General features: G+C 43.9%; 16 protein-coding genes. 8 read left to right on the top strand and 8 right to left on the bottom strand.

Going from position 1 to position 17,587, the window contains the following annotated elements; genetic code table 11:
- Window positions 1-49 precede the first annotated feature (49 nt).
- The 6 genes from sapF to pspF form a co-directional block, all read right to left on the bottom strand.
- Window positions 50-868: a putrescine export ABC transporter ATP-binding protein SapF gene (sapF, locus tag ACGF7G_RS17070; protein WP_387467034.1), complete on the bottom strand. Its 819-nt coding sequence runs from the start codon at window positions 866-868 to the stop codon at window positions 50-52.
- Window positions 869-1,861 (bottom strand): putrescine export ABC transporter ATP-binding protein SapD, encoded by a 993-nt coding sequence (gene sapD, locus ACGF7G_RS17065; protein WP_387467032.1) that lies wholly within the window; start codon window positions 1,859-1,861, stop codon window positions 869-871.
- Window positions 1,861-2,751, bottom strand: coding sequence for a putrescine export ABC transporter permease SapC (sapC, locus tag ACGF7G_RS17060; RefSeq protein ID WP_387467030.1), 891 nt, complete (start codon window positions 2,749-2,751; stop codon window positions 1,861-1,863). Before sapC ends, sapD begins: the two co-directional genes overlap by 1 nt.
- Window positions 2,738-3,703 carry a putrescine export ABC transporter permease SapB gene (sapB, locus tag ACGF7G_RS17055; RefSeq protein ID WP_133812860.1) on the bottom strand — a complete coding sequence of 322 codons (966 nt, stop codon included), beginning with the start codon at window positions 3,701-3,703 and terminating at the stop codon, window positions 2,738-2,740. The genes sapC and sapB overlap by 14 nt, the downstream gene beginning before the upstream one ends.
- On the bottom strand, window positions 3,700-5,364 hold the full coding sequence (gene sapA / locus ACGF7G_RS17050; RefSeq protein WP_387467029.1) for an ABC transporter substrate-binding protein SapA: 1,665 nt from the start codon (window positions 5,362-5,364) through the stop codon (window positions 3,700-3,702). The genes sapB and sapA overlap by 4 nt, the downstream gene beginning before the upstream one ends.
- A 257-nt stretch (window positions 5,365-5,621) precedes the next feature.
- On the bottom strand, window positions 5,622-6,626 hold the full coding sequence (gene pspF / locus ACGF7G_RS17045; RefSeq protein WP_387467028.1) for a phage shock protein operon transcriptional activator: 1,005 nt from the start codon (window positions 6,624-6,626) through the stop codon (window positions 5,622-5,624).
- A 183-nt stretch (window positions 6,627-6,809) separates the two neighbouring features.
- Here pspF and pspA point away from each other — a divergent pair, with 183 nt between their 5' ends.
- The 6 genes from pspA to tyrR all read left to right on the top strand — a co-directional run bounded on the left by pspA (window position 6,810) and on the right by tyrR (window position 12,457).
- The gene (pspA, locus tag ACGF7G_RS17040; protein ID WP_387467026.1) at window positions 6,810-7,484 is read left to right on the top strand and encodes a phage shock protein PspA; all 675 of its coding nucleotides are present in this window, start codon (window positions 6,810-6,812) and stop codon (window positions 7,482-7,484) included.
- Between the two features lie 36 nt (window positions 7,485-7,520).
- Entirely contained in the window at window positions 7,521-7,739 is a 219-nt protein-coding gene (gene pspB, locus ACGF7G_RS17035; protein ID WP_021325598.1) for an envelope stress response membrane protein PspB, read from the top strand.
- A complete protein-coding gene (gene pspC, locus ACGF7G_RS17030; protein ID WP_387467023.1) occupies window positions 7,739-8,092 on the top strand; it encodes an envelope stress response membrane protein PspC in 354 nt (117 codons plus the stop codon). The genes pspB and pspC overlap by 1 nt, the downstream gene beginning before the upstream one ends.
- A gap of 66 nt (window positions 8,093-8,158) precedes the next feature.
- The gene (locus tag ACGF7G_RS17025; protein WP_387467021.1) at window positions 8,159-9,556 is read left to right on the top strand and encodes a YcjX family protein; all 1,398 of its coding nucleotides are present in this window, start codon (window positions 8,159-8,161) and stop codon (window positions 9,554-9,556) included.
- Entirely contained in the window at window positions 9,553-10,617 is a 1,065-nt protein-coding gene (locus ACGF7G_RS17020; protein ID WP_387467019.1) for a YcjF family protein, read from the top strand. Before ACGF7G_RS17025 ends, ACGF7G_RS17020 begins: the two co-directional genes overlap by 4 nt.
- 256 nt (window positions 10,618-10,873) lie before the next feature.
- Window positions 10,874-12,457, top strand: coding sequence for a transcriptional regulator TyrR (tyrR, locus tag ACGF7G_RS17015; RefSeq protein ID WP_387467018.1), 1,584 nt, complete (start codon window positions 10,874-10,876; stop codon window positions 12,455-12,457).
- 41 nt (window positions 12,458-12,498) lie between these two features.
- Here tyrR and tpx read toward each other — a convergent pair whose 3' ends face one another.
- The gene (gene tpx, locus ACGF7G_RS17010) at window positions 12,499-13,002 is read right to left on the bottom strand and encodes a thiol peroxidase (protein WP_132351589.1); all 504 of its coding nucleotides are present in this window, start codon (window positions 13,000-13,002) and stop codon (window positions 12,499-12,501) included.
- A 170-nt stretch (window positions 13,003-13,172) separates the two neighbouring features.
- Between tpx and ACGF7G_RS17005 the strand changes: the two genes are divergently transcribed.
- Both ACGF7G_RS17005 and zntB read left to right on the top strand, forming a co-directional pair.
- A complete protein-coding gene (locus tag ACGF7G_RS17005) occupies window positions 13,173-14,795 on the top strand; it encodes an ABC transporter substrate-binding protein (RefSeq protein ID WP_387467016.1) in 1,623 nt (540 codons plus the stop codon).
- A gap of 17 nt (window positions 14,796-14,812) precedes the next feature.
- Window positions 14,813-15,796, top strand: a complete 984-nt coding sequence (gene zntB, locus ACGF7G_RS17000; RefSeq protein WP_387467014.1) for a zinc transporter ZntB — start codon at window positions 14,813-14,815, stop codon at window positions 15,794-15,796.
- Window positions 15,797-16,151: 355 nt separating this feature from the next.
- On the opposite strand, the gene ttcA is transcribed toward zntB, so the two are convergent.
- Window positions 16,152-17,084 (bottom strand): tRNA 2-thiocytidine(32) synthetase TtcA, encoded by a 933-nt coding sequence (gene ttcA, locus ACGF7G_RS16995; RefSeq protein WP_387467066.1) that lies wholly within the window; start codon window positions 17,082-17,084, stop codon window positions 16,152-16,154.
- Window positions 17,085-17,587: the final 503 nt, after the last annotated feature.

Raw genomic sequence — 17,587 nt, 5'->3', positions numbered from 1 at the left:
AGAGAAATGTGCTGTATTTTGCGTTCTGCTCCGAGCAGTGATTATTGTTTTATATGCGTAAAGGAATATCCTGTCGCCAAGCATCAGAGGTGAGTGGCTCACCGAAATGGCTGGCGATCAGACGGCGGGTCATATCATGCAGCGGAGAAGCCAATACTTCTGCGGTATTTCCTCGTTCGACAACTTCGCCTTGATGCATGACCAGGACCTGATCGCTGATATGTTTCATCATGCCAAGATGCTGGGTAACATAGAGGTAAGAAATACCCTGTTTTTCCTGTAATTCCAACATCAGATTAATTATTTGAGAGCGCATAGACATATCAAGTGATGCTAATGCTTCATCGGCAATAATAATCTGAGGCTGTAATATTAATGCCCGCGCCAGTGCTACCCGCTGTTTTTGGCCTGAGGCTAACATATGAGGATAATAATTGGCATGGTCAGGTAACAGGCCAACTTGCCGCAGTGTTTGATTGATCCGTTTTTCCCGCTCGGTTGTATTGAGTTCGGTATTGAGCAGAAGAGGAACATCAAGAATTTGCCCAATCCGTTGGCGAGGATTCAGTGAGGTGCTTGGATCCTGAAATATCATGCGAATGCGTTGACTGCGATAGCTATAGTCACCATAAGTGAGTTTATGCCCTTTAATCATGATTTCGCCGGAAGTGGGTTCCATGACACCTGAAAGCATTTTTGCCAGGGTTGATTTTCCAGAACCGTTTTCACCAATAATTGCCAGGGTCTGTTTTGCTTTTAAGGTGAAGCTGACAGGCTTTACCGCGTCAAGATGCTGACGATGAAAAAAACCCGTACGATAACGGAAAGTTTTAGCTAAATTCCTGACTTCCAGCAAAGTATTAACCAATTACTGTTCCTCCAGATTCAATGGAAAATGGCAGGCAAAAGCATGGTTTCTAATTACCCGCAACCGTGGTGTTTCAATACAGGTTTTTTGTGCGTAAGGGCAGCGTGGACCTAAACGGCAGCCGATGGGCAGATGCTCAAGGGATGGAATGGCACCTGGCAATGTATTTAACCTACTTTTATGGAGCAGAGAGCTACCGAAATCAGGAATAGCGCGGCTTAACGCTTGTGTATAGGGGTGGTGTGGTGTGACCAATAATTCATTGGGCGCGGCGCTTTCGACAGTTTGACCACAATACAGAACATTAATGCGATCCACCAGTTTGCTCATGATTTGCAAATCATGGCTTATCAGTAAAATGGTGGTGTTATTGTTCTGATTCAATCGAGCTAACAGCCGGAAAATCTGAGCTTGAGTGGTTGGTTCCATTGCATTAGTGGGTTCATCTGCAATCAGCAAGCGTGGTTGGTTAGCCAATGCAATAGCAATCATCACTTTCTGGCATTCCCCCTCAGTTAATTCGTAAGGGAAACTACTCATAATATCTTTATGATCTTTAATTCCTACACGGTGGAGTAACTCGATAGCCCGGCGTTTTCGCCATTTGAAGCGTTGCCACCAACGGCCTTTATAAGTCCAGCCGGGGATTGCCTGAATAAGTTGCTGACCAATATTTTCAGAAGGATCAAGACAAGATTGTGGCTCCTGAAAAATCATTGAGATATTGTGGCCGATCACTTTTCGGCGCTGCCGGGGAGTCAGGCGCAGCAGATCAATATCATCGAAACGAAAACGGTCAGCAGTCACTTTGAGATTATCTTTAGTGACCCCGCTTATTGCTTTGGCAATCAGGCTTTTACCAGAGCCTGATTCACCAACCAGACCGCGTATTTCACCTTCTGTCAGTGAGATACTGACGCGATCAACGGCTTTAACTGGCCCTTTGGCAGTCATAAATTCAATAGTGAGATTGCGAATATCAAGTAATGGCATTATTCCACCCCAGAATTAATTGCACGGTGTAATCCATTACCCAGTAAATTGATCAACAAGACACTCACCATTATCGCCGCGCCTGGCAGCATAACGGTCCAGGGCGCAACATAGATTAGCTCCAGTGAATCGCCCAACATAGCTCCCCATTCAGGCGAGGGAAGTTGGGCACCAAGATCAAGAAAACCAAGAGAAACGATATCAAGTATGGCAATAGAAAGGGCGCGGGTCAGCTCGCTAACCAATACGGCGGTAATGTTTGGTAATACGGCATACCATAGAATATGGTAATTAGAGGCACCATCCAAGCGTGCGGCAATAACATACTCTTTATCCAGTTCATCATGAACCGCACTGTAAACCGTGCGAACGATACGTGGCAATAGCGCCAGCCAAATAGCGATTATGGCATGGGACAAACTGGCACCGACAAAAGCGACGACAATAATTGCCAGCAATAATGAAGGGATAGAAAGTAATGAATCAAGAATATGATTGAGCACGGCGGATTTCAGCCCCCGTGTCATGCCTGCCAGACAGCCGATGATCAGACCGCATAAAGTGGCTGCCAATGTGACCAGCAGTGCCGAACCGAATGTGGATGCCGTACCTATCAATAATCGGCTGAGAATGTCGCGCCCAAGATCATCGGTACCCAAAAAAAAGGCGATATTACCGTGATGTGACCACGAAGGTGGCAGCAGCTGATGCCCAAGAAATTGTTGATCGAGTTGATAGGGTGCCAAATACCCCCCAAACAGACTTAGGGCAACCAGAATAAATACCCCATAAAATCCCGTCATTGCCAGCATATCAGAAGAGAAAAAACGCCAGATCACCTTTATCGGTGACGGCATTTTCTTTTCACGATAAAAATTATCTAAGGGCATACCATTCCTTATGCTTCAGAGGGGTAGTCATTGTGCCAATGATATCAGACAGAATATTGACCAAAATAACCAGCGTGCCAATAACCATCACACCCGCAGAAATGGTGGAGTAATCTTGCTGGCGGATTGCACTGACTAACCAGTGGCCAAGCCCCGGCCAGTTAAATACCAGTTCCGTCATCATCGCCAGTGTTAGCATGGTGGAAAATTGTAATCCCAGCTTCGGAATGATGGGAGGCAGCGCATTATGCAAGACATGACGACGGATAATTGTCAGCCTTGATAAACCTCGGGTTGAGGCGGCTTTAATGTAGTTTTCACCAAAAACGTCTTCTGTGCTGTTTCTCATCAGCCGGATAACTTCGGTTGTTGGTGCAACCGCGAGTGTAATCACTGGCAGGATCAAGTGGCGCATGGCACTGATAATCATTTCATTGCGATAGGGTGATTTTGATAACCAGGCATCAATGAGTGAAAAACCGGTTACAGGCTCAATCTGGTATAGCAGATCAAAACGACCGGAGACCGGTAGCCAGCCAAGATAAAGGGAAAAAAATAGGGTCAATAATAACGCCAACCAAAAAATTGGAATAGAAAACCCGACTAAAGCAATAGAAGTGATAACGGTATCCGCTGCTTTGTTACGCCACACTCCCGCGATAATACCCAGAGGGATACCGGCCAGTAAGGCAGCAGAGAAAGCCAGAATACAGAGCTCCATTGTGGCAGGGAACACTTCCCATAGTTGTTCGCTGATGAGTTCACCATTGATACTGGACACACCAAAATCCCATAGTAATAAACTATGGAAATAGAATGTATAAGCGTCGAACAGGGATGCGCCGCCAAGTGGAGCATTGGGGGTAAAGTAACTGAGGCTGAAACTGATCAGCGACAGGAAAAATAGGGTGATAATCAGCAGTAGCAGACGACGGAGAATGTAAATAATCATTTTTCACCCTTCTGAGTCATTTGGTTAGTCTCTTTTTCCCGGTAAACACCGGCAAAAGAGGTATTTCCAAATGGGCTGAGTACCAGCCCTTTAATATCATAACGATAAGCCTGCAAGCGCAAGGAATAGGCTAAGGGTAATACCGGTAATTGCTGTTCAAGAATTTGTTGAGCAGCATGATAATACTTAATTCGGGATAATAATTGCTGGTTAATCAAAGCTTGTTGCAAGATCTTGTCAAATGCTGGATTACACCAATGGCTGAAATTTGTCTGTGAAGCAATCGCCGCGCAACTTAGCAATGGCCGGAAAAAACTGTCTGGATCATTACTGTCAGTGGACCAGCCTGATAGCGTCATATCATGGGATTTATCCATCAGTTTGGTTTCCTGAAAGCGGCCTTCAACAGGTTTGATATGCATGGTAATCCCCACTTGTGCTAAATCAGCCTGGATCAGTTCTGCCATTTTTAGTGGACTTGGATTATAAGACTGAGAAGCGGAAGGGACCCATAAGCTCAATTGCATGCCATTCAATCCAAGGTCATTCAGCATTTTGCGGGATTTTTCCGGGTTGTATTCTGTAATCTCAGTTTGATTATCATAAGCCCATGACGCCCGCGGTAAAATTGATGCGGCGGTTTCCGCAGTTCCATAATAGATGGATTGCATCAGCCGTTGGTTATTAATTGCGTAGGCAATAGCTTGTCGAACTTGTAATTTATTAAGTGGTGGTTTGCTGGTATTGAAAGCCAGATAGGCGATATTCATTCCTGGGCGTAAAGTGAGACGCAGGCGGGGATCGTCCCGCAGAACTTTAAGCTGACTGGCTGCGGGATAAGCTAATACATCACACTCGCCAGTTAAAAGTTTGGACATCCTCCCTGTGCCGCCGGCACCGACGTCAATCACAATTTGTTGCATCTGTGGCTTGCCTTTCCAGTATTTATCATGGCGAACCAGACGGATAAATTGCCTGGTTCGATGATTTTCCAGCATAAATGGGCCTGTGCCGACAGGTTTCCAGTCAATTTGCTCATGGCGGTTCATTTCATGCAATTGCTGCCCATATTCTTGTGAAAGTATTGGGGCATAATGAGTTGCCAAATGCCAAAGAAAAGAAGCATCGGGTTCGTTCAGACGAAATTCCACCGTATATTGATCAATTTTACGGATACTTTGAATAGAATCGGCTAACTGGAGACTGTCAAAATAGGGATAATGCCCGCCATTGACGTAATGATAATAGTGTTGCTTATCAAACAAACGTTTAAAGCTAAAAATGACATCATCGGCATTCATGTTACGGGTCGGAGTAAACCAGCCTGTTGATTGAAATGAGACATTACGGCGTAAATAAAAACGGTATGTTGCGCCATTATCCAGCACCTCCCAGCGGGAGGCTAATTCAGGCAGCAGGCGGTAAGTATAAGGGTCGACATCTAGCAGACGTTCATAGAGTTGGGCTGCCAGAGTATCGACCGTTAAACCGCTGGTAGTCAGTTGCGGGTTAAAGGTATTCAGGTTGCCATTAACGCAATAAACAAATCCTTGCTGCCGGATATCAGCCGGAACACGGGACTTTTCTTCAGGCGTAGCCATTGTCTCTGCAATAGCCGGAGCTGAGAGGGATAATATGATCCAATAAATCAAACTACGCATATAAGGCATCTGTTATTAATTAGAATTGACACATTGTATCTCAATTAGCGCTTGAGCCCAAAAAAACAGGGTGATGATGATAATGAGAAAAATTCTCAATAAAGTGCTTTACAAATCGTATTGAGAAACATTATCATCTGTATCGCACTTCCGGGGAACAGTTTTTGTTATCCTAGGAAAGGCACGACATTGCTCACATTGCTTCCAGTGTTTTTTAGCCAGCTCGGGTGCTGGCTTTTTTTTATCTGTCATTCGGATCACTTATCGCTTGTACTGATATTATGTTTCTTTATTAAGCCGCGCAATTGATGATAGGTCAGCCCTAGTTTTTCTGCCGCTTTTCTCTGATTAAATCTATTGGCTTTTAATGATAATTCTATTAATTGTCGTTCGCTATCGTGTTGCCATTGTTTCAGATTAACCGGCAGGGAAGGCAGAGGCGGTAAAGATGAATCGTTATTGTTATCAACATCGACGATAGAATGCGGTGCAGAAACGAATGGATTAATAATAATATTATCAAGTTGATCGAAATTTTCGCCGTGACGATAAACCGAGCGTTCCACCACATTTTTCAGTTCACGGATATTACCGGGCCAGTTGTAATGCTGTAACTGTTGTTTTGCCTGTGCAGTGAAACCGGGAAATAATGGCAAATCCAGTTCACGGCACATCTGAATAGCAAAATGTTGTGCTAGTAACATGATGTCCTGCTGCCTTTGGCGCAATGGTGGGATTTGCACTACATCAAACGCGAGTCTATCGAGTAAATCCGCGCGGAATTTACCTTCGGTTGCCATTGCTGGCAGATTATCATTGGTCGCGCATATCAGTCGAACATCGACCTGCAATGGCTGGCTGCCGCCAACCCGTTCAAGATGCCCATATTCAATGACGCGCAACAACTTTTCCTGAACCTGCATAGGGGCGGTTGCCAGCTCATCAAGAAACAGCGTTCCGCCATCAGCACGCTCAAATCTTCCCTGATGCTTTTTTTGTGCGCCGGTAAATGCGCCAGCCTCATGACCAAATAGTTCTGAATCCAGTAAGTTTTCGTTCAGCGCAGCGCAGTTTAGCGAGATAAATGGTCCTTGCCAACGGGGAGACAGGTAATGCAGACGGCGGGCAATCAACTCCTTGCCTGTTCCTCGTTCACCAATAACCAGCACCGGTTTATTTAATTTTGCCAGAGCAGATACCTGCTCCAGAATTTCAATAAAGCTGTTTGCTTCACCTAGTAGGTTTTCTGTAACGTCATTCATGGTTATTTTCGCCAATAGTTGGTTATTATGACCACTTTATTTCGTTATGATAAAAAGTCAAATAAAAAAATTTATTTATATTTCATGTGGATAAAGAGAATAAAAAAGTTGGCACGACTCTTGATAGTATGTCATTAGCAGTACAACAAATCTGAAAATCTTAGCTAAAGAGGATAATTTACTATGGGTATTTTCTCTCGTTTTGCCGATATCGTGAACGCCAACATCTCTTCATTACTGGATAAAGCGGAAGATCCGCACAAAATGATCCGCCTGATGATTCAGGAAATGGAAGATACTTTGGTTGAAATTCGCTCAACTTCTGCGCGTACGCTGGCAGAAAAAAAACAGTTATCTCGCCGCATTATGACCGGCGAACAGCAAATACATGACTGGCAGGAAAAAGCTGAATTGGCGCTGAATAAAGATAGAGAAGATTTGGCGCGGTCGGCACTGATTGAAAAACAGAAAGTTGCTGCTTTAGTGGAGACACTGAAACATGAGTTAACCATACTGGAAGAAACCCTTGAGCGTATGAAAGGGGAAGTGACTGAGCTTGAAAACAAACTCGGCGAAACCCGGGCAAGACAGCAAGCGTTAGCCTTGCGTCATCAGGCTGCCGCTTCTTCCCGACAGGTTCGTCGCCAGCTAGACAGCGGTAAAATTGATGAGGCAATGGCTCGTTTCGAGCAATTTGAGCGCCGTATTGATCATATGGAGGCTGAAGCGGAAACTGTGGGCATGGGGAAACAAAAATCCCTGGATCAACAGTTTGCTGAATTAAAAGCAGACGATGAAATTAGTGCGCAGTTAGCGGCAATGAAAGCTAAAATAAATGCTAATAAAGAACAACATTAAATGTTGGTGCACTCAACTCACCATTGAGGAAAAATGATGAGCTCTATATTTATTGGCATTCCACTGATTATCTTTGTACTTTTTGTTTTACCCATCTGGTTGTGGTTGCATTATAACAGCCGGAATTCAAATCAAAGTCAGTTGGATCAGAATGAAGTTCAGCGCCTGGCAGAGCGCGTACAGCATATGCAGGCACGCATCAAAACACTGGAAGATATTCTGGATGCGGAGCATCCTGACTGGAGGCAATCATAATGTCGCATTATAACCGTCGGAAACTGTACCGAATACCTGAAAAAGGCAAGATTAAAGGTGTTTGTGCTGGGTTGGCTTACTATTTTGACGTCCCGGTAAATTTAATTCGCGCAATGACTATATTGTCGCTGTTCTTTGGCCTGTTTGGTTTAGTCGTTATTGCTTATATTGTACTGGTTTTCGTCTTGGATCCGGTCCCGGCCAATTATACCGAAGAAGCCGGTTTTTCGGTGCAGAAATTACTGAATGAAGCCGATTATCAATTGAAAGCGGGTGAGCTTCGTCTGCGCCAAATGGAGCGTTATGTCACCTCAGAAACATTCAGTGTTCGCAGCCGTTTCAGACAGCTTTGAGAGTAAGAATGGCATATTGCCTGGCCGACATAATAAAATTGTCGTAAGACTTACCATAGGACAGATATGAAACGGCTACAAAACGAATTAACGGCGCTTGTTAATCGCGGGATGGATCGTCATTTACGGTTAGCTGTTACAGGATTAAGCCGTAGTGGTAAAACAGCGTTTATCACATCTTTGGTTAATCAGTTACTTCATCTCCATAGCGGTGCCCGGTTGCCGCTATTTTCCGCTGTGCGTGATGGTCGCCTGCTGGGGGTGAAACGGGTTCCTCAACGGGATTTGGGTGTTCCTCGTTTTGCTTATGATGAAGGATTGACCGCGCTTTACGCTACTCCTCCCACCTGGCCGACACCGACTCGTGGTGTCAGTGAAATCCGCCTGGCACTTCGTTACCGTTCAGAGAATTCTCTGCTGCGCCATTTTAAAGAGACTGCCACATTATATCTGGAAATTGTCGATTATCCCGGCGAATGGCTGTTGGATTTGCCGATGTTGGCACAAAATTATTTAGCATGGTCACGCCAGATGAATGGTTTATTACAGGGACAGAGAGCTAAATGGGCAAAACCCTGGCTGGAACTGTGTCAACAGTGCGATCCATTGGCACCGGCGGATGAGGATCTATTGGCTGCTATTGCTCAGGCATATACGGAATACCTGATTAAATGCAAAGAACAAGGATTACATTTTATTCAACCGGGGAGATTTGTTCTGCCAGGTGAAATGATGGGGGCTCCGGCTTTACAGTTTTTTCCGTGGCCGGATATCGGTCATATCACTGAGTCACAGTTTGCTCAGGCAGATCAACATACGAATATCGGTATGTTGCGTAAGCGTTTTGAATATTACTGTCAGTCGGTTGTGAAGGGGTTCTATAAAGAACATTTTCTGCGTTTTGATCGGCAAATTGTGTTGGTAGATTGTTTACAGCCATTAAACAGCGGGCCACAGGTGTTTAATGATATGCGCCTAGCGCTGACACAATTAATGCAGAGTTTTCATTATGGTAAACGAACACTCTTCCGCCGCCTGTTTTCCCCTTGCATTGACAAGTTAATGTTTGCGGCCAGTAAGGCTGATCATGTTACCGCAGATCAACATGCCAATCTGGTTGCTTTACTGCAACAGTTGGTGCAGGAAGCCAGACAAAATGCGGCTTTTGAAGGTATCAGCATGGATTGTGTGGGTTTGGCATCGGTACGGGCGACAGAAAGTGGAACGATTGAACATCATGGCGAAAACGTTCCGGCGCTGAAAGGATGTCGCCTGACAGACGGTAAATTACTGACCTTTTTCCCTGGTGAAGTGCCACGGTGTTTACCTGAGGATAATTTCTGGCAAAAGCAGGGTTTTGGTTTCGAAGAATTCAGCCCCCGTCAGGTAAACATTGATACACCATTGCCGCATATCCGATTGGATACCGTGCTGGAGTTTTTACTGGGAGATAAAGTGAAATGACAGATTCCCTAAAGCCAAGAATTGACTTCGAAGAACCCTTATTGGAGCCGCAAGAAGCGGTTTTAAAACCCGCTCAGATCTTTGATGGAAAAGACACGGCGAATTTTTATCCTGCCTCACCAGAGCTTGAGGATGAGGAGGGCGAAGGCCAGGTAGAGGGAATAGTGAATGCGGCATTGAAGCCCCGGCGCAGTTATTGGCGCAAAATGGTCTATAGCGCATTGATTTTACTGGGAATGAGTGTTGTTGCTCAGTCTGTGCAGTGGATTTATCGGTCATGGCAGCAACAGGATTGGATTGCGTTAGGTGTGGCTGCGGCGGGGAGCATGATAGTCTTTGCCGGTATGGGTTCTATGGTCAGTGAATGGCGTCGTCTTTACCGGCTAAGAATGCGTGCTGAAGAACGTGATACCGCGAGGGAACTACTGCAACATCATGGTGTGGGTAAAGGCCGGGCATTTTGCGAGAAGCTGGCAAGTCAGGCGGGTATTGAGCCGCATCATCCGGCGTTACAGCGTTGGCAGGCGGCTTTGCATGATACACATAACGATCGTGAAGTGGTGGCGTTGTACGGTAAATTGGTTCAGCCTGTTTTGGATTCGCAAGCAAGCGCTGAGATCAGCCGCTATGCTGCGGAATCAGCATTAATGATAGCCGTCAGCCCGTTGGCAATAGTCGATATGGCATTTATTGCCTGGCGTAATATCCGGCTGATTAACCGTATTGCTGCGCTGTATGGTATTGAACTGGGATATTTCAGTCGTATTCAGCTTTTTCGTCTTGTTTTGCTGAATATTGTTTTTTCGGGTGTTTCAGAGGTGGTGCGGGAAGTGGGGATGGATTGGTTATCTCAGGATATTGCGGCGCGTCTTTCTGCCAGAGCTGCTCAAGGGATCGGTGTGGGGTTACTGACAGCCCGGCTTGGCATTAAAGCGATGGAGTTATGCAGGCCATTGCCTTGGATAGAAGGTGATAAACCTAAATTAGGAGATTTCCGTCGTCAGTTAATCACTCAACTTAAGCATATCCTGCCAAATAAATCTAAGAATGTGGTTGATTAAATGATATATACTTTAATTCTATACTAACGCACAAAATATCCAGATAACGGCAGCATTTTACGTTATTTTATTAAACCGTTTTATAGTTAATCTTGGAATCTGTTTATTTTAGTGAAAGTTTCAAATGCTGTGTTATTTACGCCACTAAAAAACCGGAGTTTTGTCAATTTTTACTGACAGAATGCTTCATATGAATAATAGTAGAGAGTAGTATTTAGAAAAATTATATGTATTAGTGTAAATAAGGTCAAAACAGATGCGCTTAGAAGTTATTTGCCATGATCGAATCGGGTTGACCCGGGAATTGCTTGATCTACTGGTATTACAGGATATTGACTTGAAAGGGGTGGAAATATCCCAAACTGGCCGGATTTATCTTAATTTTTCACCCGTTGATTTCAATATATTCCGTAGATTAATGGCAGAAATTCGCCGTATTAATGGTGTTATTGATGTTCGTACGGTCTCTTTTCTACCTTCGGAAAGAGAACACAAAGCAATGTGCGCACTGTTGGAATCTTTGCCTGAGCCTGTTTTTTCGGTTGATCTAAAAGGAAATATTGAGCTTGTTAACTCTGCTGTGTACAAGCTATTTGGCGTTAGTGAGGAAGAAATCTATCAGAAACCTATCGGGCAGTTTATCAGCGGTTATAACTTCACGCGCTGGTTTGAAAATAAAAATACCCAGCAACGTGTGGAGAGGATAACGCTCAAAGGATTGGACTACCTGATGGATATTATGCCGCTTCATTTGGCTGATGAAAAGCAGCAAATGCAGTGTATCGGCACGGTGATTATGCTCAAATCCGCTGCCCGGATAGGTCATCAACTGAAAAAACTGACTGTCAATGATGGTGGTGAGTTTAGGCAAATTATCTCTGTCAGCCCAAAAATGACTCAAGTTATTGAGCAGGCCCGCAAAATGGCGATATTGGATGCGCCACTGCTTCTGATTGGTGAAACAGGAACCGGTAAAGATATTTTGGCAAAAGCGTGTCATTTACACAGTTTGCGCGGAAAACAACCTTTTCTAGGATTAAACTGTGCATCGATGCCGGATGATGTGGTAGAAAGCGAACTGTTTGGCTATGCTGCCGGTGCTTATCCTAATGCTATTGAAGGGAAAAAAGGTTTCTTCGAGCAGGCCAATGGCGGCACTGTTTTACTGGATGAAATTGGCGAAATGTCGCCACAGATGCAGATTAAGCTGCTGCGTTTTCTTAATGATGGGACTTTCCGCAGAGTAGGGGAAGAAAACGAAGTCAAAGTGAATGTCAGAGTCATCTGCGCTACACAGAAAAACCTGGTTGAATTAGTACAGCGGGGGGAATTCCGTGAAGATCTCTATTATCGCCTTAATGTACTGACTGTTATGCTTCCGCCCCTGCGTGATCGTAAAGCGGATATTATGCCGCTGGTGGAATACTTTATTGAGCGCTTTGCTGAAGAACAAGGGGTACCGAAACCTAAACTATCCCCTGAACTTTCTCACTTTCTGGCTAGTTACAGTTGGCCCGGTAACGTAAGGCAGTTACAAAATGCCGTCTATCGGGCATTGACTCAGCTTGAAAATATGGAACTGGCTCCGCGGGATATACAATTGCCGGAATTTGAAACAGAGATCTCTTTCAATGAAGATGTATTCAATGGTTCTCTGGATGAAATCAGTAAACGTTTTGAACGCTCGGTGTTAACGCGTCTTTACCGGCACTACCCAAGTACGCGTAAACTGGCTAAACGTCTTGGGGTATCGCATACTGCGATTGCCAATAAATTGAGAGAATATGGTCTGAGTAGCCGGAAGCATGTTACTGGGCATGAATTGGATGATGATGAGTGAAATAATGCCCACTTTAAGTGGGCATTATAAAATCAATGGGATTATTTCAGTGCCGCCAGTGCACTGTCATAATCTGGCTCATTAGTGATTTCATCAACTAACTGGCTGTAAATCACGTTATCGTTTTCATCAAGCACAACGACTGCTCGGGCTGTGAGACCACTCAGAGGGCTGTTGCTGATAGCAACGCCATAATCTTCAGTGAAAGTACCGCCACGCAGGGTAGAAAGAGTAACCACATTTGACAACCCTTCCGCGCCGCAGAAACGTGACTGGGCAAAAGGCAGATCGGCGGAAATGCACAGTACAACGGTGTTTTCCAGGTCATTCGCGACCTGATTAAATTTACGGACCGATGCTGCACAAACACCGGTATCAATGCTTGGGAAAATATTCAGCACCTTACGTTTTCCGGCATAGTGGCTGAGAGAGACATCGGAGAGATCTTTGGCTGTCAGAGTAAAATCTTTCGCTTTTTCCCCTGATTTTGGGAAATGGCCGCTTACGGAAATATCATTACCTTGAAATTTTACTGTTTGTGTCATAGTTTTCTTCCTCTGATAAATGAACCACAGTCTCCCAGTGTAGAAGAATAGTCGGCTCTTGCCCATCAAAATAGCGTCTATAAAGTAAAATTGTCTGATTGTGCCACTTTGACAATGGTTTATAATTCGATTCTGGAATAATTATTTTACATACAGGGCAGATTACCTTAATGCGCTATTTCAGCTTGACTTCATGTGCACTACTTATCAGTGGTTCCTTTCTTATTGCTTCGGCCTTCGCTGCGGAAGTGCCTCCCGGTACTCAGCTTAATGACAAACAAGAATTGGTGCGCCACCTAAAAGATGAACCGGCATCCTTAGACCCGATTAATGCGGTGGGCTTGACGGAAGCTCAGGTTCAGCGTGATCTGTTTGAAGGGCTGGTCAATCAGGATGCGCATGGCAATGCAATCCCCGGAGTCGCGACAGCGTGGAAAACGGCAGACAACAAAACCTGGTTTTTTACCTTGCGTTCTGATGCCCGTTGGTCAAATGGGGAACCGGTTACTGCGGTGGATTTTGTGTATAGTTGGCAGCGATTAGTCACTCCAGTTAATACCTCTCCTTTTGCTTGGTTTGCCGCCTTGGCGGGTATTGAAAATGCGCAGGAAATTATTGACGGAAAACTGCTTCCTGCAAAACTGGGTGTTAAAGCCATTGATAAGCACATATTACAGGTGACGCTAAACCGGCCTGTACCTTATTTTCCTAATTTGACTGCGAATTTCAGTCTTTATCCGGTAAATAAGAAAATAGTAGAAAAATATGGGAAAGAGTGGATAAAGGTTGGTAATTTGGTGGGGAACGGTGCTTTCAAATTACATGATCGGGTTGTGAATGAGAAAATCGTTCTGACACCAAATATTTATTACTGGGATCATAAAAAAACAGTTCTGACCGAAGTCACATTTGTCCCCATTAATCAGGAATCACACGCGACTAAACGCTATCTGGCGGATGATCTGGATATCACCGAATCCTTCCCGAAAAATATGTACAAAAAGTTGCGCCATGAATTACCTGGGCAGGTTTATACGCCGGATCAATTGGGCACCTATTATTATGCCTTTAACACACAGCGTGCACCCACCAATGATGCCAGAGTGCGTAAAGCGCTTTCTATGGCGATTGACCGTAAAGTTATTGCGGAAAAAGTATTGGGGACAGGAGAGAAACCCGCTTGGCATTTCACGCCGGATGTGACTGCCGGTTTCCATCCTGTGACCAGTGATATGGAACAACACACACAAGCAGAGCTGGATCAACAGGCCAAGACATTGTTACAGGCGGCGGGTTATGGTCCGAACAACCCCTTGACACTTTCTCTGCTCTATAATAGTTCCGAAAACCATCAGAAAATTGCTATTGCCGTCGCCTCTATGTGGAAGAAAAAACTGGGGGTGCAGGTGAACCTGGTGAATCAGGAATGGAAAACGTATATTGATAGCCGTAACACCGGCAATTTTGATGTGATTCGGGCGTCTTGGGTGGGGGATTATAACGAGCCATCCACGTTTCTAAGCCTGTTAACTTCAACGCATAGTGGCAATATTGCCAAATTCCATCAGGCAAATTATGACCAATTGTTACAATCTGCCAGCTTGCAAACGGATGATGCCCGGAGAAACGATGACTATAACAGAGCGGAACAGATGATTGCTGAACAGGCACCTATTGCTCCGATTTATCAGTATACGAACGGCAGGTTGATAAAACCCTGGTTAAAAGGATACCCGATCACCAATCCTGAAGATGTGGCTTATAGCCATACTATGTACATTATCAAACACTAAATAGTAAGGAGCTGGATGTGGAAACAATTTATGGTTCATCATTTAAAGATGCCGATGCAGTCTATACCTGTCAGTTTGATGGTCAAGGCGGTATGACACCGATAGATATGGATGCATCAGCCACACCAGCTCAACCTTTCTGGCAACATCTGGATTACCGTAATCCCAAGAGTTATCGCTGGATAATAGCGACGGATTTATTACCAGAATCAGTCAAAATGGGGCTGGCTGGAGAAAGTTTGAGGCCGAAAATAATCCGTACCGGCGATGGTACGATGATCACGCTGCGAACAATTAATAGCAATGAAAGTGAACGCCCCGATCAGCTGGTGGTGTTCCGTATTTATATTAATGCTAAAATTGTTATTTCCAGCCGCCATCGTAAAGTTCATTCACTTGAACAGGTTTTGAGTGATTTGCAAAATGGTATTGGCGCGCAAACTACCGGGCACTGGCTAGTCAACATGGTTGATGCAATCACTGATGAAGTCGGCAATTTTATTGAAGATCTTCATGACAATCTTATAGAGCTTGAGAATATGATTCTGGAGCAGCGAATGCCGGGGCGGGGTGGATTGGCCTTGCTGCGTAAGCAATTGATTGTTTTGCGTCGTTATATGGCACCTCAAAGAGATGTATTTGCCCGTCTTGCTAGTGAAAGATTACCTTGGATGAGTGATGAAGATCGTCGTCGGATGCAGGAGATTTCCGAGCGTCTGGGAAGGGAATTGGATGATTTGGATGGTTGCATTGCCCGTACCGCCATTATTTCAGATGAAATTACATCAATGATGGCGGATGCGATGAATCGTCGTACTTATGTAATGTCATTATTTGCGATGGTTTTTTTGCCAACAACATTCCTGACCGGATTATTTGGCGTCAATCTTGGTGGTATTCCTGGCAATGAATATTATTGGGGCTTTAGTATTTTTTGCTTGTTATTACTGGGATTGATTATATTTGTTGCGTGGTGGTTAAAGCGCAGTAGATGGTTATGAAAATTAAATAATTGCTCAGAGCAGTGAAACACAGCTACCGGGAAATATGGCTAAAACTGACCCTGAATTTGAGATATATCAATACTCACCCGGCGTCATTGGGGCATTATGTTCCCGCAGGTGAAAACAACGTTAAGCGATAAACGTTGTTCTCCGTAATTGTAGTTTTTCTCACATGAGTCTTTATACAGAATAATTGCCCATTCTTGTGCCGATATTATTTTTAATATCGGCATTTTTTATTTTTCATGACCACTGTCAGTAGAATGGGGAAATAGTCAATAAAAATGGCAGTAAGAAAATAACAGAAAATTACCGCTCTGAAATATATTCAGAGCGATATTATTAAGGATCACTATTTTACTTCGATAATATCCAGTCGTTCTGATGGATAATCGGGTTGATCTTCTATATTAACGGCGGGGGGTTGTATTGGTAATTCTTCGCGGTCAAAAGCGAGATCACCGCCATCAATAACATCACTGCCATGAGTGATATTCTTAAAATCGAACAGATTAAAATCACTGAGATGAGAAGGCACGACATTTTGTACCGCACGGAACATCGTTTCAATTCTTCCCGGATAGCGTTTATCCCATTCCCGTAACATATCTTTGATAACCTGGCGCTGCAAATTTGGCTGCGAGCCACAGAGATTACAAGGAATGATAGGAAACGCTTTGGCGGCAGCATAGCGTTCAATATCTTTTTCACGGCAATAGGCGAGGGGGCGAATCACAATATGTTTACCGTCATCACTCATTAATTTGGGTGGCATACCTTTTAATTTGCCGCCGTAAAACATATTGAGAAACAGGGTTTGCAAGATATCATCGCGGTGATGGCCTAATGCAATCTTGGTTGCGCCCAACTCTGTTGCTGTGCGATATAAAATACCCCGGCGCAGACGGGAACAGAGCGAACAGGTTGTTTTACCTTCAGGAATCTTCTCTTTCACAATGCCGTAAGTGTTTTCTTCGACAATTTTATATTCGACACCCAGTTCATCCAGATAAGCGGGAAGGATATGCTCAGGAAATCCTGGTTGTTTCTGATCCAGATTAACTGCAACAAGTGAGAAATGAATTGGGGCACTTTTTTGCAGATTTTGCAGGATGGACAACAAGGTATAGCTGTCTTTACCACCGGAAAGGCAGACCATAATACGGTCGCCTTCCTCGATCATATTGAAATCGGCAATGGCCTGACCGACATCACGGCGTAAACGTTTCTGTAATTTGTTTTGGTTATATTGTGCTTTCTGATCCACCACGGACGCTCTGTAAATAATGTTTAAATGGGATTTAGGGGGGAGAGTATACCATTTTTATCATCTTGTACCTTAACGAGTTTGTGATCAATTCTGCTCGTTTTTACCTGTCAATGCTGATGAATTGATAGTTTTTTCTGTTATAGAAGATAAGGAGCGCGTATTCAGATTGACGGTGGGTGTTATATGTTTACATTTATATAAGATATTTAACCATTTTTTACAATTTTATCATTGAAACCAAATAAAAGGGGTTAACAATGGCGGTTTAAATTAAACCATGGGGTAAATATGATTTATCTAACGATAAAAGGTGAAACGCAAGGGCTTATATAAAATTGATGATATCTGACATGAGATTATTTATCGATAGAAAAAATTTGTTTATCATCACTATTGCATTCATGTTTTTCTCTTAATTTCGTTGAATAATCATGAATATTTTCTGTATTTTCAGGCATTCTATTTGATATTGCGACAGATAAAAATCATGTAATTAATTAAGTCTTTTATGTTTTTTT

The organism is Photorhabdus sp. RM323S, assembly GCF_042879375.1.
In the GTDB taxonomy this organism is placed as follows: domain Bacteria; phylum Pseudomonadota; class Gammaproteobacteria; order Enterobacterales; family Enterobacteriaceae; genus Photorhabdus; species Photorhabdus tasmaniensis.
This window is presented reverse-complemented; position numbering and strand designations above follow the sequence as displayed.

What these genes read in the sequence shown, in the direction of transcription:
- sapD (WP_387467032.1), bottom strand. Translation starts at nt 1,861, where the DNA reads ATGCCATTACTTGATATTCGCAATCTCACTATTGAATTTATGACTGCC.
- sapC (WP_387467030.1), bottom strand. Translation starts at nt 2,751, where the DNA reads ATGCCCTTAGATAATTTTTATCGTGAAAAGAAAATGCCGTCACCGATA.
- sapB (WP_133812860.1), bottom strand. Translation starts at nt 3,703, where the DNA reads ATGATTATTTACATTCTCCGTCGTCTGCTACTGCTGATTATCACCCTA.
- sapA (WP_387467029.1), bottom strand. Translation starts at nt 5,364, where the DNA reads ATGCGTAGTTTGATTTATTGGATCATATTATCCCTCTCAGCTCCGGCT.
- pspF (WP_387467028.1), bottom strand. Translation starts at nt 6,626, where the DNA reads ATGAATGACGTTACAGAAAACCTACTAGGTGAAGCAAACAGCTTTATT.
- pspA (WP_387467026.1), top strand. Translation starts at nt 6,810, where the DNA reads ATGGGTATTTTCTCTCGTTTTGCCGATATCGTGAACGCCAACATCTCT.
- pspB (WP_021325598.1), top strand. Translation starts at nt 7,521, where the DNA reads ATGAGCTCTATATTTATTGGCATTCCACTGATTATCTTTGTACTTTTT.
- pspC (WP_387467023.1), top strand. Translation starts at nt 7,739, where the DNA reads ATGTCGCATTATAACCGTCGGAAACTGTACCGAATACCTGAAAAAGGC.
- ACGF7G_RS17025 (WP_387467021.1), top strand. Translation starts at nt 8,159, where the DNA reads ATGAAACGGCTACAAAACGAATTAACGGCGCTTGTTAATCGCGGGATG.
- ACGF7G_RS17020 (WP_387467019.1), top strand. Translation starts at nt 9,553, where the DNA reads ATGACAGATTCCCTAAAGCCAAGAATTGACTTCGAAGAACCCTTATTG.
- tyrR (WP_387467018.1), top strand. Translation starts at nt 10,874, where the DNA reads ATGCGCTTAGAAGTTATTTGCCATGATCGAATCGGGTTGACCCGGGAA.
- tpx (WP_132351589.1), bottom strand. Translation starts at nt 13,002, where the DNA reads ATGACACAAACAGTAAAATTTCAAGGTAATGATATTTCCGTAAGCGGC.
- ACGF7G_RS17005 (WP_387467016.1), top strand. Translation starts at nt 13,173, where the DNA reads ATGCGCTATTTCAGCTTGACTTCATGTGCACTACTTATCAGTGGTTCC.